The 25835-nt window shown below is 72.1% G+C and carries 41 protein-coding genes; 30 read left to right on the plus strand and 11 right to left on the minus strand.

Annotated features, from left to right (window positions below; translation table 11 throughout):
* Nucleotides 1–115: 115 nt before the first annotated feature.
* Complete coding sequence (locus ACWEO5_RS02195) at nt 116–394, minus strand: helix-turn-helix transcriptional regulator (protein WP_452159281.1); 279 nt, start codon at nt 392–394, stop codon at nt 116–118.
* A 193-nt stretch (nt 395–587) separates the two neighbouring features.
* Between ACWEO5_RS02195 and ACWEO5_RS02200 the strand changes: the two genes are divergently transcribed.
* The 8 genes from ACWEO5_RS02200 to ACWEO5_RS02235 all read left to right on the plus strand — a co-directional run bounded on the left by ACWEO5_RS02200 (nt 588) and on the right by ACWEO5_RS02235 (nt 4459).
* Entirely contained in the window at nt 588–875 is a 288-nt protein-coding gene (locus ACWEO5_RS02200) for a hypothetical protein (protein ID WP_452159283.1), read from the plus strand.
* A gap of 57 nt (nt 876–932) precedes the next feature.
* Complete coding sequence (locus ACWEO5_RS02205; RefSeq protein ID WP_452159285.1) at nt 933–1187, plus strand: hypothetical protein; 255 nt, start codon at nt 933–935, stop codon at nt 1185–1187.
* 76 nt (nt 1188–1263) lie between these two features.
* The gene (locus tag ACWEO5_RS02210; RefSeq protein ID WP_452159287.1) at nt 1264–2037 is read left to right on the plus strand and encodes a hypothetical protein; all 774 of its coding nucleotides are present in this window, start codon (nt 1264–1266) and stop codon (nt 2035–2037) included.
* 61 nt (nt 2038–2098) lie between these two features.
* Nucleotides 2099–2557, plus strand: coding sequence for a hypothetical protein (locus ACWEO5_RS02215; RefSeq protein WP_452159289.1), 459 nt, complete (start codon nt 2099–2101; stop codon nt 2555–2557).
* Between the two features lie 81 nt (nt 2558–2638).
* Complete coding sequence (locus ACWEO5_RS02220; protein WP_452159291.1) at nt 2639–3394, plus strand: hypothetical protein; 756 nt, start codon at nt 2639–2641, stop codon at nt 3392–3394.
* Nucleotides 3395–3470: 76 nt separating this feature from the next.
* Nucleotides 3471–3677 (plus strand): hypothetical protein, encoded by a 207-nt coding sequence (locus ACWEO5_RS02225; protein WP_452159293.1) that lies wholly within the window; start codon nt 3471–3473, stop codon nt 3675–3677.
* Between the two features lie 164 nt (nt 3678–3841).
* The gene (locus tag ACWEO5_RS02230; RefSeq protein ID WP_452159295.1) at nt 3842–4030 is read left to right on the plus strand and encodes a hypothetical protein; all 189 of its coding nucleotides are present in this window, start codon (nt 3842–3844) and stop codon (nt 4028–4030) included.
* 24 nt (nt 4031–4054) lie between these two features.
* Entirely contained in the window at nt 4055–4459 is a 405-nt protein-coding gene (locus tag ACWEO5_RS02235) for a hypothetical protein (RefSeq protein WP_452159297.1), read from the plus strand.
* Nucleotides 4460–5025: 566 nt separating this feature from the next.
* On the opposite strand, the gene ACWEO5_RS02240 is transcribed toward ACWEO5_RS02235, so the two are convergent.
* Both ACWEO5_RS02240 and ACWEO5_RS02245 read right to left on the minus strand, forming a co-directional pair.
* Nucleotides 5026–5208: a hypothetical protein gene (locus ACWEO5_RS02240; RefSeq protein WP_452159299.1), complete on the minus strand. Its 183-nt coding sequence runs from the start codon at nt 5206–5208 to the stop codon at nt 5026–5028.
* A 251-nt stretch (nt 5209–5459) separates the two neighbouring features.
* The gene (locus tag ACWEO5_RS02245) at nt 5460–6140 is read right to left on the minus strand and encodes a nucleotide-binding protein (RefSeq protein WP_452159301.1); all 681 of its coding nucleotides are present in this window, start codon (nt 6138–6140) and stop codon (nt 5460–5462) included.
* Nucleotides 6141–6429: 289 nt separating this feature from the next.
* Between ACWEO5_RS02245 and ACWEO5_RS02250 the strand changes: the two genes are divergently transcribed.
* Complete coding sequence (locus ACWEO5_RS02250) at nt 6430–7266, plus strand: hypothetical protein (RefSeq protein WP_452159303.1); 837 nt, start codon at nt 6430–6432, stop codon at nt 7264–7266.
* On the opposite strand, the gene ACWEO5_RS02255 is transcribed toward ACWEO5_RS02250, so the two are convergent.
* Complete coding sequence (locus ACWEO5_RS02255; protein ID WP_452159304.1) at nt 7253–8368, minus strand: TniQ family protein; 1116 nt, start codon at nt 8366–8368, stop codon at nt 7253–7255. The two genes, ACWEO5_RS02250 and ACWEO5_RS02255, sit on opposite strands and share 14 nt — an antisense overlap.
* A 382-nt stretch (nt 8369–8750) precedes the next feature.
* On the opposite strand from ACWEO5_RS02255, the gene ACWEO5_RS02260 reads away from it, so the two are divergent.
* Nucleotides 8751–8990, plus strand: coding sequence for a hypothetical protein (locus ACWEO5_RS02260; protein ID WP_452159306.1), 240 nt, complete (start codon nt 8751–8753; stop codon nt 8988–8990).
* 95 nt (nt 8991–9085) lie between these two features.
* Nucleotides 9086–9478 (plus strand): hypothetical protein, encoded by a 393-nt coding sequence (locus tag ACWEO5_RS02265; RefSeq protein ID WP_452159308.1) that lies wholly within the window; start codon nt 9086–9088, stop codon nt 9476–9478.
* Between the two features lie 81 nt (nt 9479–9559).
* Here the strand turns inward: ACWEO5_RS02265 and ACWEO5_RS02270 are convergent, their stop codons facing one another.
* The 3 genes from ACWEO5_RS02270 to ACWEO5_RS02280 all read right to left on the minus strand — a co-directional run bounded on the left by ACWEO5_RS02270 (nt 9560) and on the right by ACWEO5_RS02280 (nt 12267).
* On the minus strand, nt 9560–10369 hold the full coding sequence (locus tag ACWEO5_RS02270; protein WP_452159310.1) for an ExeA family protein: 810 nt from the start codon (nt 10367–10369) through the stop codon (nt 9560–9562).
* A gap of 36 nt (nt 10370–10405) precedes the next feature.
* Nucleotides 10406–11797 carry a DDE-type integrase/transposase/recombinase gene (locus ACWEO5_RS02275; RefSeq protein WP_452159312.1) on the minus strand — a complete coding sequence of 464 codons (1392 nt, stop codon included), beginning with the start codon at nt 11795–11797 and terminating at the stop codon, nt 10406–10408.
* A gap of 95 nt (nt 11798–11892) precedes the next feature.
* The gene (locus tag ACWEO5_RS02280; protein WP_452159314.1) at nt 11893–12267 is read right to left on the minus strand and encodes a hypothetical protein; all 375 of its coding nucleotides are present in this window, start codon (nt 12265–12267) and stop codon (nt 11893–11895) included.
* Nucleotides 12268–12669: 402 nt separating this feature from the next.
* Between ACWEO5_RS02280 and ACWEO5_RS02285 the strand changes: the two genes are divergently transcribed.
* The 9 genes from ACWEO5_RS02285 to ACWEO5_RS02325 all read left to right on the plus strand — a co-directional run bounded on the left by ACWEO5_RS02285 (nt 12670) and on the right by ACWEO5_RS02325 (nt 16019).
* The gene (locus ACWEO5_RS02285; RefSeq protein ID WP_452159316.1) at nt 12670–12897 is read left to right on the plus strand and encodes a hypothetical protein; all 228 of its coding nucleotides are present in this window, start codon (nt 12670–12672) and stop codon (nt 12895–12897) included.
* A complete protein-coding gene (locus ACWEO5_RS02290; RefSeq protein WP_452159318.1) occupies nt 12894–13058 on the plus strand; it encodes a hypothetical protein in 165 nt (54 codons plus the stop codon). The genes ACWEO5_RS02285 and ACWEO5_RS02290 overlap by 4 nt, the downstream gene beginning before the upstream one ends.
* Nucleotides 13055–13231 (plus strand): hypothetical protein, encoded by a 177-nt coding sequence (locus tag ACWEO5_RS02295; RefSeq protein WP_452159320.1) that lies wholly within the window; start codon nt 13055–13057, stop codon nt 13229–13231. The genes ACWEO5_RS02290 and ACWEO5_RS02295 overlap by 4 nt, the downstream gene beginning before the upstream one ends.
* Nucleotides 13228–13410 (plus strand): hypothetical protein, encoded by a 183-nt coding sequence (locus ACWEO5_RS02300; RefSeq protein ID WP_452159322.1) that lies wholly within the window; start codon nt 13228–13230, stop codon nt 13408–13410. The genes ACWEO5_RS02295 and ACWEO5_RS02300 overlap by 4 nt, the downstream gene beginning before the upstream one ends.
* Nucleotides 13411–13430: 20 nt before the next feature.
* Entirely contained in the window at nt 13431–13949 is a 519-nt protein-coding gene (locus ACWEO5_RS02305; protein WP_452159324.1) for a hypothetical protein, read from the plus strand.
* 96 nt (nt 13950–14045) lie between these two features.
* On the plus strand, nt 14046–14750 hold the full coding sequence (locus tag ACWEO5_RS02310; RefSeq protein WP_452159326.1) for a hypothetical protein: 705 nt from the start codon (nt 14046–14048) through the stop codon (nt 14748–14750).
* Nucleotides 14747–15265, plus strand: a complete 519-nt coding sequence (locus ACWEO5_RS02315) for a DUF6221 family protein (protein WP_452159328.1) — start codon at nt 14747–14749, stop codon at nt 15263–15265. Before ACWEO5_RS02310 ends, ACWEO5_RS02315 begins: the two co-directional genes overlap by 4 nt.
* A gap of 59 nt (nt 15266–15324) precedes the next feature.
* Complete coding sequence (locus tag ACWEO5_RS02320) at nt 15325–15594, plus strand: DUF4873 domain-containing protein (protein ID WP_452159330.1); 270 nt, start codon at nt 15325–15327, stop codon at nt 15592–15594.
* A 98-nt stretch (nt 15595–15692) separates the two neighbouring features.
* Nucleotides 15693–16019 (plus strand): hypothetical protein, encoded by a 327-nt coding sequence (locus tag ACWEO5_RS02325; RefSeq protein WP_452159331.1) that lies wholly within the window; start codon nt 15693–15695, stop codon nt 16017–16019.
* Nucleotides 16020–16140: 121 nt separating this feature from the next.
* On the opposite strand, the gene ACWEO5_RS02330 is transcribed toward ACWEO5_RS02325, so the two are convergent.
* The gene (locus ACWEO5_RS02330; protein ID WP_452159610.1) at nt 16141–17337 is read right to left on the minus strand and encodes a helix-turn-helix domain-containing protein; all 1197 of its coding nucleotides are present in this window, start codon (nt 17335–17337) and stop codon (nt 16141–16143) included.
* A gap of 115 nt (nt 17338–17452) precedes the next feature.
* Nucleotides 17453–17851 carry a hypothetical protein gene (locus tag ACWEO5_RS02335; RefSeq protein ID WP_452159333.1) on the minus strand — a complete coding sequence of 133 codons (399 nt, stop codon included), beginning with the start codon at nt 17849–17851 and terminating at the stop codon, nt 17453–17455.
* A 181-nt stretch (nt 17852–18032) separates the two neighbouring features.
* Here ACWEO5_RS02335 and ACWEO5_RS02340 point away from each other — a divergent pair, with 181 nt between their 5' ends.
* Nucleotides 18033–18317, plus strand: a complete 285-nt coding sequence (locus ACWEO5_RS02340) for a hypothetical protein (RefSeq protein ID WP_452159335.1) — start codon at nt 18033–18035, stop codon at nt 18315–18317.
* A 29-nt stretch (nt 18318–18346) separates the two neighbouring features.
* On the opposite strand, the gene ACWEO5_RS02345 is transcribed toward ACWEO5_RS02340, so the two are convergent.
* Complete coding sequence (locus ACWEO5_RS02345) at nt 18347–18973, minus strand: hypothetical protein (protein WP_452159337.1); 627 nt, start codon at nt 18971–18973, stop codon at nt 18347–18349.
* A gap of 870 nt (nt 18974–19843) precedes the next feature.
* The gene (locus ACWEO5_RS02350) at nt 19844–20584 is read right to left on the minus strand and encodes a GntR family transcriptional regulator (protein ID WP_452159339.1); all 741 of its coding nucleotides are present in this window, start codon (nt 20582–20584) and stop codon (nt 19844–19846) included.
* 130 nt (nt 20585–20714) lie between these two features.
* Here ACWEO5_RS02350 and ACWEO5_RS02355 point away from each other — a divergent pair, with 130 nt between their 5' ends.
* The 9 genes from ACWEO5_RS02355 to ACWEO5_RS02395 all read left to right on the plus strand — a co-directional run bounded on the left by ACWEO5_RS02355 (nt 20715) and on the right by ACWEO5_RS02395 (nt 25761).
* On the plus strand, nt 20715–20972 hold the full coding sequence (locus ACWEO5_RS02355) for a helix-turn-helix domain-containing protein (protein ID WP_452159341.1): 258 nt from the start codon (nt 20715–20717) through the stop codon (nt 20970–20972).
* Nucleotides 20973–21054: 82 nt separating this feature from the next.
* The gene (locus ACWEO5_RS02360) at nt 21055–21318 is read left to right on the plus strand and encodes a hypothetical protein (protein ID WP_452159343.1); all 264 of its coding nucleotides are present in this window, start codon (nt 21055–21057) and stop codon (nt 21316–21318) included.
* 138 nt (nt 21319–21456) lie between these two features.
* A complete protein-coding gene (locus ACWEO5_RS02365; protein WP_452159345.1) occupies nt 21457–21630 on the plus strand; it encodes a hypothetical protein in 174 nt (57 codons plus the stop codon).
* Nucleotides 21623–22090 carry a hypothetical protein gene (locus ACWEO5_RS02370; protein WP_452159347.1) on the plus strand — a complete coding sequence of 156 codons (468 nt, stop codon included), beginning with the start codon at nt 21623–21625 and terminating at the stop codon, nt 22088–22090. The genes ACWEO5_RS02365 and ACWEO5_RS02370 overlap by 8 nt, the downstream gene beginning before the upstream one ends.
* Nucleotides 22091–22188: 98 nt before the next feature.
* Complete coding sequence (locus tag ACWEO5_RS02375; RefSeq protein WP_452159349.1) at nt 22189–22860, plus strand: hypothetical protein; 672 nt, start codon at nt 22189–22191, stop codon at nt 22858–22860.
* Between the two features lie 21 nt (nt 22861–22881).
* A complete protein-coding gene (locus ACWEO5_RS02380; RefSeq protein ID WP_452159350.1) occupies nt 22882–23061 on the plus strand; it encodes a hypothetical protein in 180 nt (59 codons plus the stop codon).
* Between the two features lie 22 nt (nt 23062–23083).
* The gene (locus ACWEO5_RS02385; RefSeq protein ID WP_452159352.1) at nt 23084–23425 is read left to right on the plus strand and encodes a hypothetical protein; all 342 of its coding nucleotides are present in this window, start codon (nt 23084–23086) and stop codon (nt 23423–23425) included.
* Nucleotides 23426–23492: 67 nt separating this feature from the next.
* Nucleotides 23493–25082 (plus strand): hypothetical protein, encoded by a 1590-nt coding sequence (locus tag ACWEO5_RS02390; protein ID WP_452159354.1) that lies wholly within the window; start codon nt 23493–23495, stop codon nt 25080–25082.
* A 70-nt stretch (nt 25083–25152) separates the two neighbouring features.
* A complete protein-coding gene (locus ACWEO5_RS02395) occupies nt 25153–25761 on the plus strand; it encodes a hypothetical protein (RefSeq protein WP_452159356.1) in 609 nt (202 codons plus the stop codon).
* The last annotated feature ends 74 nt before the right edge of the window (nt 25762–25835 follow it).

Genomic DNA, 25835 nt, shown 5'->3' on the forward strand with positions numbered 1-25835 from the left:
TTGCTGGGTTTGTGATTTGTTTTTTGTTGTGTTATTTTGATATGTGGTTTGGGGGGGCGGCACTTGGTGCCGCCCCCTCTTCGCTGCCCAGCAGCGCTGTAGAGCTTCTTCGTTCTTACTCGCCGGTTGGACCGTCGTCCGTCTCATCAGACTCCCAAGGAACTCCGACGCTCTCCGCGATGTGCCTCAGCGCGCGGACGTACTTCTGCCGGTTCGCGCCGCTGGGCTCGGTTTTGCCCTGTTCCCACATGCTGACGCTGAGCCGGCTGACCTTCAGCACCTCGGCGAGGTCTTCCTGGCGGATGCCCCCCGCCTTTCGGATACGGACGCGGTCCTCGGGCCCCGGAAGGTCCCTCTTGGAGGGCTTCAGTAGAGCGTCCAGTTCCTCGATCATGTCATCCCTCTCCTTGTCGTCTGCGCTAGACAATATACCTCCCTCTATACATGAGTCCATGCTTAGCTCTATGCTTCATGTGTGCAGCCAACTTGGCCCTGCATGATGCACTACATCTTGCACTACACCTACCGTCCCACCTGGCCAATCTGTGCACAAGAACCCGTCTGGCCAGACAAACGAAGGGTTGAGCATGAACCTCCTTCTGGTGATCCGGTCCTGGCGGTTGCGCTCGGCCCTGACCTGGCTGCGGCACAACAGCATCGCCGCACTGCTGCCGATCCTCGCCGTCGGAACGCTGGACGTCACCGACCTCGGTGTGCCGGAGTGGTTGCGGGTGTCGGCCGGTCCGCTCACGGTCGTGCTGGTGGTGGCGGGCCTGGCGGGCCAGCTGCTGCACCGCGAGCTGGACCAGGCCGGGGTTCCGTGCCGCTGGTGCGACGTCGAGCTGGTCGACGAACTCGACGCCGAGGACTACTGACGCAGCTGTGGAGTCCCGGGACTGCGGGACTGCGCACGGGCCCGGAGGAGGGGCATCGTGAGTATCGACCGACCCACCCTGAACGTGATCACCGTCCTGTCCGCGCTCGGCGCCGCCCTCGCGGCCCTGTGGGCCTACCGGTGCGGGACCATCTCGCCGCCCACGGCGGCCGGCGTCGCCTACGCGGTGGTCGCCTCGCTGCTGGCGAAGTCCGTGGGCTGCTCAGCCCTGGCGGTGCTGGTGCGCTCGCCGTTCCTGATCGCCGGGGCCCTGCTGCGCCTGGTCGGCGGGCTACTGCTCGCCGTCTCCTAGATCCCTCGGTCCCGGAATCCCGGGATTCCTCAACTCTTCTATCCGATGATCCGTCAGCTGTCGTAAGGGAGTCCTCATGGCCTGGAACGCGGTTCTGCCCGCCGGTGGGCAGGAAGTCCGGCACGGATACACCGTCGACCACCTCAGCCGCATCACGCGCCTCGCCGTCCGCCGCGGCTTCTGGCACGCGACCGGCACGATCGCCGAGCAGCTGGAGACCGCGTGGGGCGCGATCGTGGAGCACCTGTGCTCCGCCGAGAGCGCGCCGACCACGCTCCAGCTGCTCCAGGCCGCCCACACCGCCATCGCCAGCTCGGTTCGCGACGAGCTGCACCACCACGGCTACGTGGAGAAGAACCTCGGCGCGGGCCGGGAGTCGATGCCCGCCTACCAGCGCTACTGGCACGGCGGCCCGACCCCGTCGCCGGAGGCCCGGGTCATCGAGCGGGCCGCGCTCGCGCAGATCTGGCCGACGCTGCGCCCCTCGGAGCGCCAGGCGCTGGGCGCGCTGGCGGCCACGGGGGACTACGCCTTGGGGGCGAAGGCCTGCGGCCGGAGTCAGGGGACGTTCAACAAGCTCGTCCAGGACGGGCGCCGCCACTTCCTCCAGGCCTGGCACGAGGGCGAGGCCCCATCGAAGGTGTGGCGGCCCACCCGGGTGCACAGCCGGTCGGGCGGCGCGTCCAGCGGGCACCGCCGGCTGACCGTATCCGAGGTCGAGGAGCTGCGGGAGCACTGGCAGGCCGGCGCGACCATCACCGCTCTGGCCAAGGAGGCCGGGGTGGCGGACTGCACCCTCGGCGCGCTGTTCCGCGGCAAGTACCGGCCCGCGCCGGACCCGGTCGCCTGACTGCTGTTCCCACTGTCCCGGGATTGCGGGACAGCTCATTTCCGGAAGAGAGGAATCCACCATGCAGAGCACGATCGAGTACCGCTGGTCGGCTCGGACGACCGAGAGCGCCGGCCAGATCCTGTGGGCGGCCAAGTCGACCCTGCGGGCGTACGCCGTGGACGCGGGCCCGGACAGGCCCTTCTCGCCCGAGGCGGGCGCGTTGCCCGTCCTGCTGGCGGTGGAGCTGATGCTGCCGCTCGGTGCTGTGGGCCAGGACGAGCCGGTCCGGCACGAGTGGCGGGTGACCAGCGTGGCGGAGGCCCGGCGGATCCTGGACGCCGCCGAGAAGGTCGCCGAGGGCTACAGGGGTGTGGCGATGGCTGCGGGGGCGAGCCGCCAGCAGTCGACGCCGCTGTCGGCCCGGGTCGCCTTGGTCGTTCCGGAGCAGGCCGCCATCGAGTCCGCCTCCCCGGCCCTGCCCGAGCCGCCCCGGGCCCCGCGCCGTCGGCGGGCACTGCTGGGCTCGTTGCGCGGCTGACCGCAAACGCACCGGCAAGGCCTCAGACCGGATCGCGCAGTCCCGGAATCCCGGGACTTAAAAATTGTGAGAGGAGAGCTGATGAGGCACGTGGTGCAGTTCAGCGGCGGGATCGGCTCGTTCGCCGCCGCCCTGCGCGTCGCCGAGCGGCACGGCACCGACGACATGGTGCTGCTGATCGCCGACGCGCACGCCGAGCACCCCGACCTGTGGAGGTTCGCCGACGACGTCGCCGCGCACTTCCAGGTGCCGCTGACCGTGGTCGCCGACCCCGAGGGCCGCGACCCGTGGGACGTGTTCCTGAACGTCAGGTACCTGGGCAACAACCGGCTCGCGCCGTGCAGCTACTGGCTCAAGCAGAAGCCCTGCCGGGACTGGATCGAGGCGAACTGCGACCCGGACGACACCGTCCTGTACGTCGGCATCGAGGGCACCGCGCACGACCGGGCCCGCATGCCGTCCATCGTGCGCGGCTGGTCTCCCTGGCCGGTGGTCTTCCCCGTCGCCGAGTGGGACGAGCAGCCCGCCGGCAAGGAGGAGCTGTTCGAGGAGGCCAGGGCGTGCGGGATCGAGATCCCGCAGCTGTACCGCGACGGCCACAGCCACAACAACTGCCGCGGACTGTGCGTGCGGGGCGGCAAGGGCGCGTTCCTGCGCACCCTGCGCACCGACCCGGAGGCCTTCGCGTACGCCGAGCGGCGCGAGCAGGAGATCCGGGACCACCTGGGCAAGGACGTGACGATCCTGCGCGAGCAGCGCAAGGGCGTCGTCCACCGGATCACCCTCGCCGAGCTGCGGCTCCGGGACGAGGCGGAGCGCTCGGGCGCGGCGTCGTAGGTTTCCGGTCGTCGGGCCGGGTGGCATCGGGGTCCCGGGAGTGCGGGACCGCAGGATCTCTCGATTGGAGAACGTGATGGCAGGCAGGTTCAGGCAGGGCGACTCGGTGCGGGTCTCCAGCGACTCCTACCCGGGGGACGGGGCGCACTCGTTCGTCGGGCAGGTCGGGCAGGTGAGCGGCTACGTCGGCGAGACGGTCATCGTGGCCGGGCTGAGCGGATCGGAGCCGGCCGCCCCCGGGCAGAAGTACGGGTTCTTCCCCGAAGAGGTCGAGCCCGCGTAGCCAAGCACGGTGCGGCCCCGGTCGGAGAACACCGGCCGGGGCCATGGATCCGGGAGGGTTGCCGGGCGCAAGGCGATCGTCCCTCAGTCCCGGGATCACGGGACTGCCGAACATTTCAGGGGCGGCCCAGCGCCGCCCCTCTGACCCCACTTGGGAGGAACCCCATGTTCAACGCCGGCGACAAGGTGCTCATCGTCGCGTGCGAGGACGACCCGCGGGCGATCGGCCGCACCGGGTACATCGTGGACGAGGTCGAGCCCGGCCCCCTGACCGCGGGCCGATGGACCGTCAACGGCATCGGGCTGCTCATCGGCCCCACCCTCTGCCACAGCCACGAACTGCGCCGCGCCTGAACCGCGGACGGGAAGGAAAGCACGATGACGTACCTCGCGTTCGACGCCCCCAGCGCCGACGAGGCCTACGCCGAGGCGCCGGAGTTCGGCCCGGAGGCCGTGACCGTGGCAAGGCTGCTGCGGGAGCTGGAGCCGGGGCACCGGTCGGCCTTCTACCCGCCCGCCAGCATGGCGGAGCGGCGGGAGGTGCTGCTGCGCCTGGCCGCGGTGGACGACCGGCAGTGGTGGATGACCCGCAACGACGGCGACCTGGAGGCGGCGCGGGAGTCGGCCGCGCGGCTGATGACGCACGACCTGGAGCACGGCGACGAGGTGGCCGGCCCGTACCCGCCCGGCTCGGTGGAGTGGCGCGGTGGCCCGGACGGCGCCCGCGCGTACGTCCGCCAGGAGTACCTGACCTGGCTGACGGGTCGTGAGCTGCGAGCCTGATCCGCACTCCCAACCCTGAGCGGCCCTGTGCCCGACCTACACCGGTAGGTCGGGCACAGGGCCGCTCAGGGTCTGGAGAACGAGAACGAGAACCGGATCGAGAACCTGGACCCGCCCTGGTGGCCGCTCTGCGTGCCTGGTGGCGATCCTATCGGGGCTGTCAAGCACCTCGCTGGTTCTCGATCTGGTTCTCGATCCGGGTCCGGAGAACGAGAACTACGAGAACCGTGCAGGTCAGCGCCTTGCGGACCTGGACCGCCCACCCTGGCCGGTCAGAATCAAAGGGCCTCTGACCTGCATGGTTCTCGTTCTCCGCGCTGATCTCAGAGGCCCTCCGGTTTCCATGCCTCTGACCTGCATGGTTCTCGTAGTTCTCGTAGTTCTCGTTCTTTTCGCAGGTACGTAAGAGAGAAAACGCGCAGGGTCGAGGTCAGGGTCAGCTCGCCCTCTCTCCGGCGGACGCGGGGAGGGGGTGGCCCGGCTTGGTTGTTCACGGTCCGTCACTCGTGCCGGGCAGCGCGAAGGTCCCGGAGCGGGGATGCTCCGGGACCTCGGGAGAAGGGCGGTCAGGCCTGGCCGGCGGCTTCGCGCTGGAGGCGCTTGCGGACGCGGTCGGTGAAGGCGGTGTCGTGGTAGGCCTCCTGGAGCATCGCCTTGAGGACGGGGGTCGCCTTCGCGGTGGAGCCGAAGGCGGTGAGCAGCCAGCTGTGGAGCTGGTAGTGCTCGTCGGGGGTCATCTCCAGGCTCATCTTGCGCAGGTGTCCTCGACGGCCTTCGCCGTCGGGTGCCCGGCGGGTGGGCGCGGGGGAGGGATTCGGCGCGGGTGCCGGGGTGGCGGGCTCGGCGGGCTGCGGAACGGGAGCTGCTGCGGAGGGCCCTCCTCCCAGAGTGCGGGCTGCGCGTCCTCTCCGAAGGGCAGCGGACTTGCCCTCGACGCCTGCGGCGGCCTTCTTCGCCGCAGGCGTCTTCTTCGCGGGCTGGGTGCCCTTCGCGGTGTTGCTCACTTGATCATCTCTTCCAGGAGTTCGGTGGCGAGGTCGTCCATCGGGGAGCCGTCCACCAGCCGGATCGGCCCGGGGAAGGACTGGGCGTAGCCGTCCTCGGCGTCGGAGAGCGGGATCATCGTCTCCAGGACGTGCAGGTCTTCGTTGACGAGGGAGGCTCGGGTCTGGCTGTGGGACTTGGCCGACCTGTTGACCATCGACAGGACGACGACCAGGCGCGGGACGTTGGGGGCGCCGACGGCCTTGAGGTGGTCGACCGCCTCGAAAATCGACCCGCCTCGTTCGAGTTCCATGTTGGTGGGCTTCATGAAGAGCACCGCCAGGTCGACGGAGGCGAGTGCGGTGAAGTGCGGGCCACCGGCGATCCTGCGCCAGGCGTCGGTGTCGATGGCGAAGATCCCGCCGGGCGGGGTGTGCTTACGGGACTCCTCCCTCAGCTGGTCGTGCTTGATGGCCGGGTGGACGAGGCCCCCCAGGTTCTGCAGGCGGGCCCAGGTGAGCAGCGAGCCGACCTCGCCGTCGCCGGGCACGTCCTGGTCGGAGGCCGCGACGGGGATTCCCTTGTCGGACCAGTGGGCGAGCAGGTGCCCGAGGGTCGTGGTCTTGCCTGTGCCTCCCTTGCCGAAGACGCCGATGCGCCGGCCTTCGGGTGGGAGCAGGAGCTTCTTCTTCGGCATGCCGGTCACGCTACCGGGATGGAGGAGTCCCGGAACTGCGCAATGCCGCCGATCCCGACGCGCGGGTGAACACCCACGCGGGGAGGGGGTCGGCCTGCCGGTGCTGCGCTACAGTTCCCGCCGAGGGCTGGACGCGCACCGCCCGAGCCACTGTCACCGGCGCCCACGCCGCCGGGTGACGCCGATGGCCAAGGTCTCCCGGGACCCGCGGGCACCGACTTCTCCTCCCTTCACCAGGTCGTCCTTCGCCGGCGGGGAGCGTGGGCCGCCGCCGGATGCGGAGTTGACCGTGACCAAGCGCCAGACCACCGCCAGCAAGCGCGCCCGCGCCCTCGCCGAGCAGGCCCAGATCCGCTACGCCGACGCGCTGCGCGCCGTCCGCGCGGACACCGCCCACCTCACGGTGGGCATGCTGCTGCTGGAGTGCTCCACCCAGCCCGCCTACCGGGGGCCGTGCTGGCCCGAGGGCTTCGGCTGGGACTGCCGCGAGTGCGAGGTCTGTACCGTCCCCGCCCGGTTCTTCTCGCAGCTGCTCGGCACGCCGGTGCCCTACGACAGCGTGCTCCAGCTCGTCGGCGCGCTCGCCCGCGGCCCTCGCCGCGCAGGCCTGGACGACGACCTGGCCGTCGAGGAGCTGAGCCCCGGCCACGACGTGCAGGTGCGCGTCGGCGGGCGGCGCTTCGAGGTCGGCCTGAGCCAGGGGGACGTCTGGGAACTGTGCGGCGCCGCGGGCTGCGGGTGGCACGTGGAATTCGACGGGCGGTGCGGACGGCACACCGCCTTCGACGACGCCCGCCAGGCGCTGTGGGAGGTGCGGTCCTGGGCATTCGGCGTCTGCGAGGAGCGCCAGTTGAACCACGGAACGGAGGAGCACCTGGTCCGGGCGGCGCTCGCGGCCGGAGCGGACGAGGTGCAGCTGATCCGGGCGATCGCCGAGGGCGTCAACCCGGACGTGGAGGACCCCGACGCCCGCCCGGACGAGGAGTTGCAGGAGATCCTCCGCTCGATCGCCTTCGAGCGCGAGCGCCTGGGGCCCGTCGTGCAGGGCCAGCGCCGCAGGCTGGAGCGTGAGCGACTGCGCGGTCCCGCAACTGCGCAGTCCCGCGGCCCCATCACGCCGGTGTGAGCTGCTCCGGCTTCTGGGGGCAGTCGTCGGCCGGCGCCCACAGGCAGGTCGCGGCGCGGCCGTTGCAGTGCGGGCAGAGCGCCTCCACGGTGGTGAGCGGCCTGCCGTACGTCCAGCGCAGGCAGGAGTTCACCTCGAACAGCCGGCTGTGGTGGGGGTGGTGGTGGAGAGTGGGCAGCTGCTCCCAGCGGTCGGCGGCCGACGTGGCGGCGGGATGCAGGGCGAGCCAATGCCGCAGCGGCTCCGCCTCCCGGCCGCCGTCGGCGATGCCGGGCGCGGCCAGCTTCTGGGCGACGTAGGCAAGCCAGGCCCGCTCGTCGGCGCGGCGACTTCCGCGCTGCTGCTCCCAGCGGTCCATCGCATCGGCGAGCTGGAGCGCCTCGGGATAGACGACGGCGGGAGCGGCCCGGCGACGGTGGCGGGCGAAGCCGATGGCATCCTCCCGCGTCCGCCAGGTGTCCTGGGCGACCTGGCGGCTGACCCACCACCAGAGGGTGACCTGGTGGGCGTCGGCGACCAGGGCGTCACCGGCGTAGCCGAGCCGGTCGAAGAGGGCGTGGTGGCGGGCCAGGGCGCGGCCGAGGTCCGGCAGGGGGGTGGTGTCGATGAGGTAGCCGTCGTCGTCGCCGGCCAGCCAGCGCCGCCCGCAGGGGCAGGGGAGCCAGCGGTGGCCGGAGGCCTCCAGCCAGGCGCCGTCTTCCATGCACAGCGGGCAGGCGGGCAGCGGGGCCCGGCCCGGTTCGTCGGGCCACGGGGTGAGGCGGGTGGCGGCGGCCTGGTCGTCCAGGAGTCGGCCGGGGCGGGCGCCGGGCAGGGCGTGCCGGAGTTCGTCCGGGGTGCGGCCGGTGAGGTGCGCGAGGCGCTCCAGGGCCGCGGCGGTGAGGCGGGCCTCCAGCTTCTGCGGCTGCGGGCCGGCCGGGAAGCTCGCGCGGCCGGCGTGAAGGGCCTTCAGCAGTCGGGCGGTGTCGAGGCCGTTGGCGGCGGCGGTGCGGGCGGTGAAGGACAGCAGGGTCTCGCCGTCGATCAACGGGATCCGGATGGGCAGGTCGGCCGCGGTGAGGCGCTTGGCCCGGGCGGGTGCGGCGGCGGTGCGGGAGGTCATGTGCTGACCGTGGCACATCGCACCGACGGCAGGTCGCCGGATCGGGTGACAGGCCTGGAAAGCCGTGCCGGCTGCGGCGGTTGGGTACCTGGTAGGGGGACGCCGCCCACCCAGGGTTGACGGCTCCGGCCCCTGAGACGGCGTGTCCCAGGGGGTCCTTTTCGCCCGTTCTGCTGGGACGGTCCTGGGACTGTCCCAGCCTATTTTCCCTGGTGGGAGTGCTTCACGGGTGCTGGGACAGCGCCGGGACGAGGCGTTCCGGAGTCCCGGGATTCCGGGATTGCGGAAAGAATCATGGGCAACTCCCTTGCCAGCATGTAGGGCTGACCCTACATTAGGAGCTGTAGGGAAAACCCTACGGCAGCGAGGGAGGGAACCCCCGATGGCGAAGATGCCGCGCAAGGTCCGCAAGGTCACCGACAAGGCCATCCAGACCGTGACCGCCGCCATCGCGCTGGCCGTCCTGCTGTGGGCCCCGGTCGACGGCGACAACCGCAGCATGCTCGCCGCCGTCACCGCCGGCTCGGCGCTGATCGCCTACCTCGGCCTGCAGGCCGGGACCGGCGCCCTGTGGACCCGGCTCAACCGCCGCCGCCCGGCCCCGCGCCGCGCTCGCGCCTGAACCCCGCCCCGGGGCGGCCGTCACAGGCCGCAACCAGCCGGCCGCCCCGGGCCCGACTCCCACGCACAAAGCCGAACCGGAGAGGACACCACCCCATGAACACCGCCGCCGCTCGCTTCGCCGCCACCGCCATCCTCCTCCGCGCCGCCGCGGACATCGCCGATCACTGGGTCCAGAGCGACCACCAGGCCGCCACCAAGGGGCAGCACGACCACGTCGAGGGCCAGTCCAGCGCGGCCGGCCGCCGGGCCTGCGCCGCACACGTCGCCTCCTACGGCGCCACCCAGGCCGCCGCGCTGCTGGCCGGCTCCAAGCTCCTCGGCCTCAACCTGCGCCCCGGCCGCGTCGCCGCTGCGCTCGCCCTCTCGATGGCCACCCACTACGTCGCTGACAGGCGCCTGCCGCTCAAGCGCCTGGCCGACGCCACCGGGTGTTGCCCGACGCTGAAAATCCCCATGAAGCGGGCGTTCACGATGCCGACGTCGTGAGGTGAGAACACCCCGCCGGGAGGGGTTCCGGCGGGGTGTTCGTCGCGAAGTGTCGTCGTTCGTCGGCAAGGTGCCGGTCGGTCAGTCGATCACCTCGCTGACCGCTGAGCGGGCCGATGCCTCGTCGACGAGGCTCTTGCCGGCCGCGAACGCGGCGACGAGCGACTGGAGCGACAGGTTGTTGACCGCCCGCGGGAAGCCGCGCGAGGTGGTGTGGATCAAGGAGACGGCGTCCTCGGTGAACAGCTGGTCCGGGCGCCCGACGAGCTTCAGGTGATGGGAGATGTAGCTGGCCGTCTCGCTGGAGGTCATCCCAGGCATCGTGTAACGGAGGGCAGTGCGTTGTTCGAGAGCGGCCAGGACCGCGAGCTTCATGGTCCGGCGGAGGGTCGGCTGGCCGACCAGCAGGCAGGACAGGGGCGACTCCTGGTCCATGCCGTGGTTGGTGAGCATCCTCACCGCCTCCAGGGCCTCGTAGGCCAGCAGGTGGGCCTCGTCCAGGACGAGGACCGGGGTGCGTCCGCGCTCCTCGCGTTCGGACATCAGGGCCTTGGTGGCCTGGACCATCAGGCGCGAGCCGAGGTGGGCGGGGGTCTGGCCGAAGGCGTTGACGATCTCCTCGTGGATGCCGCGGACGCCGATCATCGGGTTCGGCAGGTAGATGATCGTGAACTTCGACGGGTCGAGGCCGGCCAGCGCGGTGCGGACGGAGACGGTCTTGCCGGCGCCGACCTCGCCGGTCACCACGCCGATGGACCGCTCGGTGACGCACCAGCTGATGCGGGCGACCGCCTCGTTGTGGGAGGCGTGCCGATGGAGCATGCCGGGGGCAAGGTCGCGGCCGAACGGGGTCTTGCTGAAGCCGTAGTGGGCCTGCAGTTTCTCGATCACGCTGATCCTCAGTGGATGAAGTGGCTGGTCAAGGGGCTATTCGGGGTCGGCCGCGAGGTCGATGACCGGCGGGGCGGTCGCCCAGCCGAACGCGGCGTAGTTGACCTTGTCGGCGAGTTCGGCCGAGTGCCGGGTGTCGATCAGGCCGAGGTAGTCGATGCCGGTGGTCGGCTTCGGCTCCTCCGCGGGGACCTCGGGGCGGGCCTTGGGGTGGGAGTGGCGGCTGATCTGGAACGGCAGCGCGGTGCCCGCGTCCAGGCCCTCGGAGCGCACCCGCAGGAAGGTCAGGTCGAACGGGTCGAAGACCAGCTCGATGCGGCGCCCGACCAGGACCGGGTCGACCTGGTAGCGGTTGCCGTGCAGCGAGACCAGGCCGGTCTTGGAGACGGTGCGGTGCTCGGACCAGCGGAAGGCTTCCGCGAGGTCGGCCGGGGCCGGGACCGGGAACGGGGCGCCGGCCATCCACCGGGCGAGGGGGGCCATGGCGGTCTCGGAGTGGACGCGGCGGTGGTAGACGTTCTCGACCCAGGCCGTGAACAGGCGGTTCATCTCCGCCAGGTCCCGCAGCTCGCGGCCTGGCTCGCCGTCGCCGGAGGCGATCTCGACGGTGAACTCGCCGTTGACGGTGCGGAAGAACCGTTCGATCTTGCCCCGGCCCTGCGGTCGTCCCGGCGCGGAGTGCACCAGCTTGATCCCGAGCTTCGCGCATGCCTTGAGCAGCCAGGAGTCCACGAACGCCGAGCCGTTGTCGACGTAGACGTACTCGGGGACGCCGCGCGCGGCCAGCGCCGGACGAAGCGCCGCGGCCAGGCGGACGGTGTCCTCCGCGAAGCCCCAGCGGTGCCCGACGACGGCCCGGGAGTGGTCGTCGACGAACGCGAACAGGTAGGTCTTGCGGCCGCCGATCCTGGGCCCGTGCAGGGCGTCGCCGGTCCAGATCTCGTTCGGCCGGTCGGCCTCGAACCGGCCGAAGACGGCCGGCTCCTTCGGGGCCTTCAGGCTGGTCAGGCCCTCGCGGACGAACATCCGCTGGATCGTGCGCTCGTCCGGCGCCCAGCCGTGCTGGGCCGACAGGATCCGGCGGATCTGCGCGGCCGACCGGGACGGGTTCTCCTTCTTCAAGGCCCGGGCGACCTCGAACACCTCGGGCGGGGTGCGGGGCTGGGACTGGCGGGTGGAGGGGACCAGGGCGTCGAAGCCGCCCCGGCGCCACTCCGATATCCACCGGTCCAGCGTCCAGCGGGTGATCCAGACGGTCCGTCCCTCGGGGTCGGTGTGCGGGACGCCGGCGAGAGCGCGCACCAGCGCGCCGCGCTGGCGGCCGGTCAGGGTCGGATCGGCTGCCTCCCGGATCAGCATGTAGCGGAACAGGCCGATCTGCATCGCCCGTTCCGCGCGTGTTGCCTGGTCAGTGTCGGTGTTCGTCAACGCGCGCTTCCTGATGGGTCATCACATGACAGGTCCTGCGAAGGCTCGCAGGACCCGCCGCTCGAACATCAGGGGCGGCTCGTGTTGATCGTTGATCAAGGACGGGAAGGGGCCAGCAGCCTCCCGCCGGTGACCGCGCAGGCCAGCCACCAGGGCGACACCTCGCCGACGTCCGGCCAGCGCGAGGCGACCGCCGAACGCGCCCCGAACACCGCCGCGACCGCGTCCGCGAACGGCGTCGCCGCGGCCGCCGGCGGCACCGGATCGAGGCCGGTGTCCACCAGCAGCACCGTGAAGGCGACCCGGACCTCCTCGGCCTGGCCGGCGAAGCGCCGCAACCAGCCGCGGACCGTCTCCACCGGCCGCCCGATCACCTGGGCGATCACCCTCGCCCCGGCCCCGGCCGCCTTCGCCGCCAGCGCGGCCCCGATCACCTCCGCCAGATCCGCCCTCCTGACCAGCACGAACACCGGAAGAAGGACATGCGAGACGCCGCAGCCCACGCACCGAGTCCGCCTCGGCCGCACCTCCACCCGCCCCGACCCGGTCCGCAGGACCCGTGACCGGGCCCACCCCCAAGGAGCCAGCAAATCCCCGCAATCCGGGCACGCCAACTCAGAGTTGGCAAGTCGCCCCTCGACCTCAACCGCGTTCGCCCCTACCGTGAGCACAGCGCCTCCGCGCGCTACACGGCCCTCCCGGGCGACTCCGCCAAAAGACAACCGGGAGGGCCTTCGCATGCCCTTCGTCGGCAAGGTGCCGCCCCAAACGAACCTGGGGCCCTCCCGGACATGCTCCGAATCTGATCGGCGCACATCATGCCCCCAAACCGCCGCTCTCGTCGGCATCTTGAGAGTCGTTCAACAATCGTGGTGACGCACGCCGTTCTCGACCGGTACCGGCTCGCCCGGCACGTCTGCTGGGCCAAGAACCTGGTGGCCCCGAAGCAGTGGCGGCAGCCGTGGGCGGAGTGCTCGGCCACCGGCTACCCGCCGGAGAAGCCGGTGTGGATGGCCGTCTGGCTGATGATCATCGCCGACAACACGATGCACCTGGCCATCAACACCGGCGCCGTCTACTGGCTGGGAGAGGTGTCGTGAACCTCGACCAGCCCGATGACCTCGGCATCATTCTCGGCAACAACGGCACCCCGCTGCTGTGGGAACGTCACGGTTCCAGCGTCGTCTACACCTCCACCCCGCGGCTGCCAAAGCCCCCGCAGCGGCGGTTCAGCCCTCCCGGACAGGAGCCGCAGCCATGACCCGCGAACACGCCCCGAGCCCTGGGGCCACCTGGGACACCACCGTCCGCCCGGTCGAGCAGGTCGTCCCCGACACTGTCGCCCCGGGCCACAACGAGCTACAGCCGTGCCACCCGAACCGGGAGACCCGCCGCGCCATCGCCCGAGCCGGCAAGAAGCGCGGCCGCCGGTGACGACCGAACCGTCCGCCGCCGCCCAGGAGGCCGAGGCGCGGGCCCGGGCCGAAGCTGCTTTGGCCGAAGAGCCATACATCCCGGCCCGCGAGAAGCCCCGCAAGGCCGACTGTGCCGCGGTCAACCTCCGCGACATCGCTGACTACCAGCCCGCCAGCACCCCGCCACCTAACCGCTGACGTCCGTCAGGAGACCGCCCATGCCCGACAGCATCCGCCCCGCCGATCGGCAGCACCCCGAACGTCTCGCCGTTGTCGCCACCATCAGCCTCGACGTGGAACTCCTGCTCCTCCCGCCGAACCCCGTGCACCCGCGCATCGACACCGTCGTCCGTTACGGCGACCAGCTCGCCGTCATCAACGGCACGCCCGCAGCGACCCCGCTCCCGGCACCCCTCGGCCCCGAGATGACACCGATCGGCCAGGTCTACATCCGGCCGTGGGGCTTCGGCTTCGGCCCCGACCAGATCACCAACCTGCAGACCGAACAGCGCTGCTGCGAGTGCGGCACAACCGAGCACAGCGGCCGGGCCTTCTACGAGAACTACCAGGGCAAGCTGTTCTGCTGGCCCTGCGCTGGCGGTGACCGCCCCTGCGGCTGCCACCAACCGCCCGTCCGCCAGAGCCAGCACGTCGCACCCGTTCCCGCCCCCAGCGCGAAGGACGACGGAAGCACCTGGCGTCACCTGTCCAAGTACCTGCCGCGGAACCGCGGCTGACCCCCGGACAACAGCGGGGCCCTCGCCCCGTCAGCCAAGGAATGCCCGCACGATGCTCGCCCCCCGCCACCGACAGCCCGAACCAGGAGAGCTGACGTGCCCACCACCCCGCCCGGCCCCGACGACCGACCGCATCCCGCCTCGACCGCTCTCGTACGGTGCGGGACCTCCGCGAAGGAGGCCCTGGCTGGCTTCGCGGCCGCAGCCCACGTCTTCAAGACCCTCGGCTCCTACGTCGCCTTCCACGGCGGCGTCGCCAGCATGTTCCGCACCGCCTTCGAAGGCGCCCTGGCGCTCGAGGACTACCGCCTCGCCGCAGCGAACCTCGGCCTCTCCCGGCGCCGGGCCAGCGAGATCCTCCTCGAAGCCCAAGGCCTCCACGCGGGCAGCAGCCCGACCGCAGCCGACCTCGTCGAAGCCCACCGCCGCGCCACCGACGAGGCGGTGCGCGACGCCGGGTTCCGCTGCACCGGCACCGCGACCCTCATCACCGGCGCCGGGACGATCCTGCTGACCGACGTCGACCTGCGCGAGGATGCCCACCGCGGCTACGGGCTCAGCATCTGCACCCTGGAGCAGGTACTGGCCGACCGGCGCTCCTGGGGTGGCACCGCCACCGTCGAACCCGAACACGTCGGGCGCCTGCTGCTGGAGTGCCTCGACGGCCCGCTCACCCTGCGCCTGACCGACGGCAACGAAGCCCAGGCGCTGATCCGCGGCCCCCTGCCCGACCCGCACACCGGCGCCTACCGGATCACCATCGTCGGCGTCGGCCGCCCGCCCCAGACCCCGGAGGCATGATGGACCTCTCCGCGCTCAGCACCGACCCCCAAGCCCAGGCCCTGCTGCTGTTCCTGGGCCAACGCTTCGACGAGGCCGAACGGATCGCGCGGGCCGCGCACGCCGCGGATCCCGGGCCCTGGCGCGCGAGCGCGAGCACGCGCGAGGACTCCGGGCTTCGGACCGGCCAAGGCAGCGGCATGGTCTTCGCCGCGGACGGCGAACCGCTGTGGGACTGCGAGGGCACCAGCATCCTGTGCATGACCGCCGCCTCAAGCGTCCACACTGCCCACCACCACCCCCAGCAGATGCTGGCCGACGTCGCCGCCAAGCGGCGGATCGTGGCGCTGCATGCACCTGTGGTCTTGCGCGGTGGGGCGGGTGCTCGGTACTTCGACACCACCACGGTGTGCCGATCCTGCGAACCACCCCAGTTCCCTGAGCATGCGTTCCCGTGTCCGACGCTTCGCCTGCTGGCCTTGCCGTACGCCGACCGGCTCGGCTACAAGCCCGAGTGGGCACCCCCGCCCTGCTGACCGGACACCCCTCGGCGGGCCGGGCCAGGACCGTCCGACCCGGCCCCTACGCTCTGCCCATGGACAGCTACTCGGGACCGGCCACGGTCACCACCGAGACCACCACCGTCGACGTGCGCGCCGAGCTGCGCACCGACCGCACCGGGGCCCTCCGCTCCTGGGCGGGCCGTCTGCACTTCGACGACGAAGTCGACGCCTGGACGGTCTTTGCGGCGCACCAGGCCCTGTTGACGCTGCCGGACGGATCGGTCGGAACGGTCATCTGCACCAGCCGCTCCGCCGGCAGCACGCTGGTCGTCGTCACCGGGAGCGGGCCCGCGCCGTACTGACCCGGCGCCCGGGCCCTGCCGCCGGGCACGGCTCCGATCGGGTGACCTCCGGCAGCTTCGCCCACCAAGGCGGCGCCCGGTCCGCGACGATCAGGGCCATGCCCACGAAGACGCCCCTGACCCTCGCCGAGCACGAGGACTTCGGCGCGGTCCTCACGGGGATCCGCAACGAGATCCTCGAGCGAAAGGTCCGCCTGGAGAACGCCTACGCCCGCACCGGGGCCGACGGTGCCGCGGCCCGGATGCTGCAGAAGGCCATCACGGCGCTCGACGAAGCCCGCTGCGAACTGGACCGCCGCCTGCACCGCGAGCACCCGCGGCAGGCGACGCCAGCGACCTACTACCCGGGCGCCGGCGGAGCCATGGTCGTGCGCCGCGACGACGTCCAGCGCCTCATCATGGCCGGAGCCGACCCGGAGAACTGACCGCCCGGCAGCACGCTGCCCAGCCAAGTCCGCCTCGCCTCGCCTGGCCAAGCTGGGACGGGCCGGACAGGACGGGCCGGACGGTCGGCGTGCTGCCGGGCCCGGCGCCACAGAGGGATGCTCAGCCCGCGGCGCGGATCGCCTCCACCGTCTCCGCGGCGGCCCGGCTGCCCGCGAACCGCTGCCCCTGCAGAATCCCGGCCAGCCGCCCCATGCGCTTGACGATCCACGAGATCTGCAACTCCGCCGGCAGCGACAGCACCGGCTCCACCGCAGCCGCCGCACCCTCCACATCCCCCAGCTGCGCCCGCGCGGTGGCCAAGTACACCTGCGCCAGGTGCTCGTCGTCCACCGACCGCTCCGCCGGGCCCTGCTCCTGCCACAACGCGATCGCCGCCTCCGCCTCCGCCGCGGCGCGCTCGTTGTCCGCCCTGCCCGGCAGCCAGATCAGCGCCGACCCGGCGTAGTAGCGCTCCTTCGCCGCGGAGAACGTGAACAGCCCGCCAACCGCGTCCCGCCCGGCGGCGGACTCCCGCGCCGCCCGCGCCGCATCCAGGGCATCGTTCGCCCCGGCCGAGTCACCCAGGTTCGCCAAGCACTGCGCCCGCCCGCACAGCAGGCGGGCAAGCCCCGTCCCCGGCACCCGCTGCGCGCACCGCAGCCCCTCGTCGACGAACGCGACCGCCGCCGCGTAGTCCTGCTCGAACCTGGCGACCAGCGACTGCGTCCCACGCACCCACACCAGCAACTCGCTGTCGCCCGCGAACTCCGCGCACCGCAACGCCGCCCGGCAGTGCTCCATCGCCGCCCGCGGATCACCCAGATCCAGCGCCGCATACGCCAGCACCCCCGACAGCCGACCCGCCGCCACGTACAACTCCGCGCGCTCCCGCGGCCGGTGGTGGCGCTGCCGCAGACGGCCCGTCACCTCCTGCCGCACCAGGTGCGCCTGCTCCAGCATCGGCCCCGGCGGCGCCGCCAGGTACGCCACCGCCAGATCCGCCGCATCCGCCGCCAGGTCGTCGACGGCCAGGCCCGGCATCTGCGCCAGGTCCTGCGAGCGCCGCAGCGCCGCCGCCATCGTCCCCGCGAGCTGCGCATCTCGCGCCCGGCCCTGATCGCGCCGCCACTGGTGCTCCAGCAGGCCCCCGGCCTCCAGCGCCCGGTCCGCGGCCGCCGCGAACTCCCCGGTGGCGGCCCGGGCCCCGGACTCCACGTTGTGGACGTGCCCACGCGAGTAGTGCACCCGCCCGGCCAGGCCTTCCAGCGACAAGCCCGCGTTCAGGCGCAGCATCCGCAGCAGCTTCGGGAAATCCATCACGCCCTCGAGTGTCCCGCCGCCGCCCACCGCACCGCCCCCGCTTCCCGTATTCAGCCCGGCCCCAGCGGGCGGTGAAGACGCCTACGCCGCACCGCCCCGCCGCCAGGACGGTTCAGCACAGCGCGGCGCCCGCGTCGATCGCCGCCGTCAAGCCCACCCGCAGCCCGCTGCCCGCCGGAGCCTGCGGGTCCAGCGCCCAGTACGTCTCCACGCCCGGGTACCCGATCGTTTTCGCCGCGCCGTTCAGCGCGTACCTGTCGCCCTTCCCACCGGGCTGGAACGTCACCGCCCCGGACGCCGGCTGGCACCGCAGCACCCCGCTGTCGACCGTGAACGGCCACGGCGACACGTCCGCGCTCGTCACCGACCGCTCCACCCCCCGCGCCGTCGGCAACTCCGCCGGCGGCCCGTCGTCGCTGTTCGCGCTCACCACCCACATCACGATCACCGCCACAATGGCCGCACCGAACACCACCACGCGGCCCCACCCCGGCCTCTTCCCTGCCGCCATCCGGCCCCCTCCCTCGAGACCGCACAGCGTAGAGCCGCGCCACACCCCGCGGCCACCAGCCCAGGCCAGCCGTATTCAAGCCACCCCCAGCCACGGGTGAAGACGCCGCCGCCCTCCCAACCCCTCCACCAGCCAGGCATCGTGATCAACCGTCAGCCCCGGCACCTGGAGGAACGAGACCGTGCAGCCCGCACCCACCCAACACCCCCACCCCTGCCCGGGCCCCGGGCCCGGGCAGGAAGCCGAGCCCGAGGCCGGGACGGGAACGGATGCCGGGCCCGTCCCGCACTGCGCCCCTACGACCCCGCACCGCCTCCCCGCGGGCACTGCCACCCTGCGCTGCCTGGCCGCCGCCGGCACCGACACCGACGCCCTCCTCGAACACGCCCGCGTCCGGCGCCGGGACCAGGGCGGCGCCACCGTCATCCCGCTGCCCGACCCCAGCGACCAGGCGGGCCCGCGGTGAGCGGCGCACCGGGCTGGCCGAGAGCGGGCTCACCCACCGGCCCGGCGCAGCCGCAGCGCCTCCCGCTGCCGCAGGTACTCCTCGTTCGGGGTGTCCCCGTCGCCGATCCCGCGCACCCAGGCCGGTGCAGGGATCCGCTCCCGGTCGCCGCCGCGCTGGCCGGGCAGCACCGCCGCTCCGGCGGGCAGCGCAGGGACCTCGGCCGCGGGCTCCGCCTCGGCCTCCCCGGCGGGCGCCCTGGTGCTCCGCTGCGCCCGGGCGTCCTGCCGCAGCGACGCGCACACCCGGCACCCCTGGCCGGAGTCGACCTCGACGTGCTCGTCGCACCGCGGGTCGTTGCACAGCGGGTCCCGCTTCAGCATCGCCACCAGCGGCCCGATCGGCCGCGCCAGGCCGCGGGCGAACAGCAGGGCCGCCCAGTGCCGGTCCCACCGCGGCCGCACCCGGAACTCCACCAGCTGCTCTGGGGTCCGCTCCCACGGCTCGCCGACCGCCAGCGCCTCGAGGACCGCGTCCTGCACCACCTGCGGCGGCCGCGCCAGCTCCGGCACGCCCCGCAGACCGTCCGGCAGCAGCTCCAGCACCTCGCGCACCAGCACCCGCTGAGCAGCGGTCAGCCGCGGGGACTTCGTCTTGCCGGGGGGACTGAGAGACACCCCGTGAACTTCCTCGCCGAGGGCAACGGACGCGGCGCAGCCGCTAGCCTCGCGCGCGCTACTACCTGTAGGTGCCCTACGGGCGTCCGGGGCGCTTCGCGCCGAAGGCGCCGCGTCTCGTTCTCGTTGGTCTCGTTCTTCTTGGTCTCGTTTTGCGGTGCTACTGGTGGCACCGCGCGCGGTGCTGTTTTCAGTACCTCCGGAGGTACTGTTTTCAGTACCTCCGGCGTGACCTGCGGTTTTACCAAGAGCCACCGCTACGCGGCCCTGAGCGGGGGCCGGATCCGCCTCCTTGGCCGCCTCGTAGAACTGGCTGAGCGCGACCGGCCCGACGTGGCCGACCGGCGGGTTGAAGCGGACGTGGTACCGGTACCCGCGCCGCATCCCTCCGGCGTACCGGTACTCCTCGACCCGCACCGCGCCGACGTCCTGGAGCTCGGCGGCGTAGCGCGCCACCTGGCGCGGGTTCTTCAGTTGGAGCACCTGAGCGATCGTTCTCTGCTTCGGGCAGGAGATCCGTCGGCCGGGCTGGCGGTTGTTGATGTGCTCGGCCAGGAACGCGTACATCCGGTACGCCTGCGCGCTGATCGGCGCGAGCAGGAGCCAGACCGGCACCTGCGTGAAGTACGTAGGCCAGTCCACAGCGACGATCTCGTCTTCAGGAGCGTTCTCCGAGCTCACCTGTCGCCCCTGTTCGATACGCTGTGTGAACCGCTCCAGAACACATTGGGGCGCAGTGCCTCCCCGGGTACGCTCACCGCGCACCTTCCCTTCACCTGGTGGGTTGCGTTCAGCAGCGAGTTCCCGCTCGCTGCATGTGACGAGCGGCCAGCTGGGCCCCGAACCCGGCTGGCCGCTCGTCATGTACTGCTACTGGCCATCTTCCTGCCAGTGGCCGGGTGCCCAGATGTCCTCCCAGACCTCGATCGGGCCGTGCTCGTCGTGGAAGGTCGTCCTGGTGACCAGGACCGCCGCGGCCACAGCCTGGCTGGGCAAGCCGGCTTCGAGGACCGCCAGCTCGTCCGGCGTGGCGATCCGTGCGGTCCGCCGCTCCGGGGAACGGGAGATGTCGAGGCCGGTCCGCTCCTTGTAGGTCTTGTGCCAGAAGGGCTTGAGCGACCCCTGCTGGAGGACCTCCGGAACCGACTCCAGCGCGCGGATGTGGATGTACGAGTACCCCACGCTGGTGGGCGTCCCGTTCTTGGTGAAGACGCGGTAGCGCATCACCACCTCGTCGTCGAGGTCGATCTCGAGCAGCTCGGCGATGCTGGGGTCGCTGCAGTGGATGCGGACGGCCCTGTGCCCGGTGCTGGTCTCCCCGGGCTGGTACTCCTTGCCCGTGCGCTCGAGGCGGTCGATGCGCGCCGCGCCGGTGGAAACCGCGGTCTGACGCGATGCGACGACGGTCCCGACGCCCGGTCGCGCGATGGTCAAGCCCTCGGCTTTCAGCAGGCCGAAGGCCCGGTTGGCCGTCGTGATCGACACGCTGAACTGCTCGCACACCTCCCTCAGGGAAGGCAGCGCGTCGCCGGGCTGGAGCGCCCCGTCGCTGATCAGCTGCCGGTAATGGCCAGCGATGTCGGCGTAGCCAGGGCCACGTTCTGTGTTCATGGTCAACTCCCCGGGTGTAGTGCTCTTCCTTCCGAGTGTAGTGATCTGCTCGGCACTGGCCATGATGACGGACGGCCAGTCTCATGTGTAGTGCTTGCTCTTCAATGTGTAGCACTATACAGTGGTCCCCATGGAAGCCAACGACTCCATGGAACCCATGGACCCGGAGGCCGACGTCGGACTCACCGCGACGTTCGGCAAGTTCTACAAGGTCTCGGACCTGGCAGACCTCATGGAGGTCAGCGCCAGCACCCTCTACGCGGCCATCGCGAACGGCGACCTGGAGGCCATCTCCGTTGGCGCCTCCCGCGGGGCGCTGCGCGTGGGGCACGCGAGCTTCGTCGACTACCTGAAGCGCCGCAACACCCGGGCCCTCGTGGCCCCGTAACGAGAAAACCCTGGACCGGTGTAGCGAGCACCGGCCCAGGGCTGAAGGACCAACCACCCTGCTCACACAGGAGGCGATCCACATGAAGGATAGCCAGGCCAACGGCAGCCCCCCGCAGGGGCTCCCCACCAAGTCCACCCCCACGCTGCGCCTGCTCAGGGCGTTGGGGGACTTCGAGATGCTCGACGAGGAGTCGCCGGCCACGGTGCTGCTCTCCGTCCAGATCGTCGACGCGCCGCCGCCCGGGATCACCGGCGTCGCGCAGCTGACCGATGCGCTGGCGGACAAGCTCGCCGCCGCACTGGCGGCCGCGACCGTTCTGCACGCCCCGGTGGGTGAGCGGTGAGCACCCGGGGCGACGGCGTGAGGGCGCTGTTGCAGCGCACGGCGCCGGTGCCGCCGGTGAGCGAGATCAAGGTGGACGTGGCGAAGCTGGGCCGGGCGATCGCCGTCCTGGCCGGCACGCTGAAGGGCGGTGGGCGGCGTGGCTGACTGGAACTTCAACGGCTCGTATGGGATGGAGCCGCAGCGCGTCGAGCCGCCGGTGATCCCGGGCGGCGCCGACCCGCACGTCGCCAGCTCCAGCGCCTCCTCCCAGTCCACCCAGGCCCCGGCCCAGCAGGGCGGTACGCAGCAGGGTGGTGGCCAGGGTGAGTGAGCAGCGCAGCACCGGGATGCTCCTGGTGGAGCAGATCGAGACGTTGCTGCTGGAGCTGGCGCAGTGGCGGCCCGGGAGTCTCGCGGAGACCCGCGACGTGGTCGCGGCGCTGCTCGGCGGCGGCGAGCCGGACCGGCTGAGCCTGGCCGAGCGGTTGTCGCAGGCTGCGGAAAACCTCGGCGACCCGGTGGCCAACCCGGTGCTCGCCGAGCTGCCGGCCCCGGCTGCCGAGATCCTCCAGACGGTGACGGCGTTTCACACCGCCGCAGTCGCCGAGGGCCTGACCGCCCAGATCGGCGCCGAGGTGGTCGAGGCCATCGAGGAGCCGTGGGCGGTGCGCCCGGTGGAGGAGTTCTTCGCCGAGCACCGCGTGGTCCCCGACCTGGAGGCCCCGGGGGACGGGGAGCGCGCCCCGGGGCCGGAACCCGACGAGGACGAGCAGCTCCCGCTCGCCGCCTGACCGCAGGACCTGCCCTCACCCCGGCCGCCCCCTGCGGCGGCCGGGCCGGCGCGGAGTTTCAGATCCCATCAATTGGCATGTACACGACTGGAGTAGCCGTGAGCGAGCTCACCACCGCCGACCTGCAGCGCCTCGCCGAGGAGGTCGCCGACCGCAACCACCCCCACTTCGTGAAGGCGACCGCCGCCGACGGCGGGACCTACTGGTACTTCAAGCCGTTCACCGGCGACGAGCCCCGCCCCCAGCGGCTGGCCGGCCTCTGGTTCGAGCCGGACCTCGCCCACGAGGCCAAGCAGTTCCTCGACGACCAGTACGACGTCGCGGCCCAGCGCTGGGACGAGGCCCACCTCACCCAGCGGATGCAGCACTGCACCACCACCGTCGCCGCCGCCTGGACCGCCCTCACGGCCGCCCGCCAGGAGATGCACCAGGCGTTCACGAACCTCGCCCAGACCGACGACACCCGCTGGCGCTCCGCCGTCTTCCAGCTCGTCACCGCCCAGACCCAGGCCTTGAAGGCCGCGACCACCTGGGACGCGGAGGCCAGCGGCATCGTCGGGCTCATCGGCACCGCGGAGCGGCGACTGCTCTGGGGGCTTGAGGACTTCCAGCGCCTCGGCGTCGACCCCGCCTGGCCGCTGGGCCCCCTCACCGACTACCAGCACCACACGGAGCGCGAGTGCCCGATGCACCGCCAGGTCTCGGCCGACATCGAGCGCCAGCGCGAGCACGTGCGCACCGTCGACAGCCTCGCCAGCAACCGCACCTGACCTGACCGAAGGAGAACCGCCGTGGAACCGGACGAGACCGCCGACGCCTACCGCGAGGCCCGCCGCACCGGAAACGACACCCTCTGCCAACAGATCACCGCCGAGGTCGTCGACCGCTACAACACCCGCACCACTGACGGCAGCGAGCTCTACGCCCTCCAGCAGGCCAACCTCGACACCCCTCTCGCTCAGCCGAACTGACCGGAGATCAGCAGCCGTGACCATGAACACCCACGACATCGCCGAACCCACCTGGCCCAACATCATCACCCGCTGCACCACGCACCTGCTCACCATCACCAACCGCGGCACCCGCCCCGACGCCGACACCGGGAGCGAGCCGCTCACCCCGGGCCAGTTCACCGACCTCCTCGGCCAGGCCGTCGAGACCCTCGAATCCCTCCCCGGCACCGGCTTCCGCGGCGCCGCCGACGTCCTCCACGTCGCCCACACGTACCTCTCCGACGCCCTGAACACCACCGGCGCCGAGAACACCCTGCTGCGCCTGGGCTTCCAGCACCTGAGCGACCTTGAGGACATCGCCCGCGACGTCCGCCACGGCTGACCCCCACCGCCCACCGGCCCGGCCGCTACGGCAGGGCCCGTACCAAGACAGGAAAGGAGGGGCGACGGTGAGCGTCGATCTGTCCCACAGCCAGCGGCAGGACGCGAGAAGCCTCGTCCCGGCCACCTCCGCCGAGGACAAGCAGACCCCCCTGGTGCCGGACCGCCGGTCCACCCGGACCGCCGTGAAAGCGGAGCAACGGCGGGCCGACCGCCACGACGCCGTCGCGGTGTGGGGCGAGAAGCGGGCCGCGGTCCGCGCCGAACGCGCCGCCGACCGCGAGCAGAACCGGGCCCGTCGGGCGGAGCGGCGGGCGGACCGCGCGGCCGCGCAGGCCCGGCTGCAAACCGCGCTCATGGTTCTGGCGCAGCGAGTGCTGGTCGTCGGCCCGATCCTCGCGCCGATGGCGGTGGCGTGGACGGGGCAGTCGCAGTTCGCGATCCAGATCCTCAACTGGCCGTTCATAGCGAGCCTGCTGTACGCGGCCGCGTACGAGCTGACGACCGTGTACTGGGCGTGGCTCTACCACCAGGCGCGCACCGATGGCGACAGCGGCTGGGAGTACCGGCTGGGCACGTGGGTGTTCGCGGCCGGCGCGGCGGTCCAGCAATGGTGGCACTACTCGGACCACTGGGACGCCACCCCGCGGGCGGTTACCTACTCGGTGATGTCCGCCGTCGGGGTGCTGCTGTGGGAGGGCCGGGCCCGGCTGCTGCACCGCCGCACGCTGCGGGCCGAGGGGAAGCTGTCCCCGGCCCGCCCGCGGATCGGGCTGGTCCGCTGGGCCCGCTACCCGGTCCGGTCCTGGACCGCGTGGTCCCTGACGATCCTCGAGGGCCACCGCACCCTCGACGATGCGTGGACCGCTGCGGACCACCGCATCACGGACCGCCGTCTGCAGCGGACCGCGGTCCGGTACGCCCGTAAGACGGACCGGGCGCTGCGCAAGGCGGACCGCCGGTCCGCAGGGGCCTCGGCGGCCCGGCCCGGTCCGGACCGGGCGGACCACCCGGAGGAGGTCCGGGCCGCGGCAGCGGTAAACCGGCTTTCCGGTCCGGCAGACCACTCGGTCCAGGCCGCTGGTCCGCTGGACCGGGCCGCGGCGGCCGGACCGTCCGGACCGGCCCGTCGGACCGCCGGACCGCTGAACGCGGACCACCCGGTCCGGTCCGGTCCGGTCCGGACCGCCGTACGAGACGAGCGGCCCAGTCCGGTGGACCGGGCCTCCGGAAGCGGTCCGGCGGAGGCGGTCCGGCCCGGACCGCACGGCTCGGACCACACGGACCAGAGCACCGCCCTGGACCGCACGGACCAGCCTGCGGGCCGGACCGCGAACCCGACCGGCCACCTTGGCGGACCGGACCAGCAGACCGGACCGAACACCACCACGGTCCGGCGGACCACCCGGACCGGACCGGCTGCCCCGGCGGCCCGGCCAGCCGGACCGCCGGACGCGGACCACCCGGACCGATCCGCCGGAGTGGACCTGGAGCTCACCGAGACCGAGCAAGAAGCCCTCCAGATCCTGCGGGCCGCGGGCCGGACCGTCAGTAAGCGCAACGTCGCCGATGTGGTCCGCAACCAACTGGGCCGGTCCATCGCTTCGGAACGCGCCGCCGAGATCGCCCGGCACCACCGCTCCCTGCAGGCCGCCTGACCCCTTGCTCACAGCCGGTCCGGACCACCCGGTCCGGACCGGTCCACCCTCCCCCCCGGAGCTACCTGCCATGACCGGCCACCAGAGCCCCTACGACAACTCGGTCTACAACGACCCCGCCTACGACATCACCTCCGTCCCCTCCTGGAAGACCACCCCCACCCCGCCCCTGCACGGTGCCTACGCCCCTGGCGCCCGCCTCTCCTCCCGGACGAAGGCCGCGGTCGGCGTCGGCGGCGCCGTCCTGGTCGTCTCCGGCATGTTCGCCTGGTCGCACTACCAGGCCGCCCAGGCCGACGCCGACGTCCGCAAGACACAGCTCGCCCTCGACCAGCAGCGCCTGGACCTGGAGCGGCAGCAGCAGAACGCCGCCCAGGTCGCGCAAGCGGCGGCTGCGGCCAGCCACGAGACCGACGCGCAGCGCGCGCGCCGCGAGGCGGTGCAGGCGTGCATCGAGAAGGCCGGCGCCGCCATCAACGCTGTCGACGACTGCGGCAAGGCATATCCGGCGCTTGACCCCGCCACCGGCATGGTCAACACCGCGCAGAACGTTGCCGCCCCGGGCGCCGCTTCCGGCGGCCAGACGTCCGGCGCGGGCCTGTGGGTGCTCGGCGGAGTGGGCGCGGTACTCGCCGTCGGCTACGTCCGCAAGTGGGCCGCCCAGCACGCGAGCCAGTAACACATCGTCACCTCCCATTTCCCTCCCGACTCCCTCCTCCCGTGCCTCCCCCGGCCCCCGACAGGCATTCGCAC

It is taken from the genome of Kitasatospora sp. NPDC004272 (assembly GCF_053603035.1).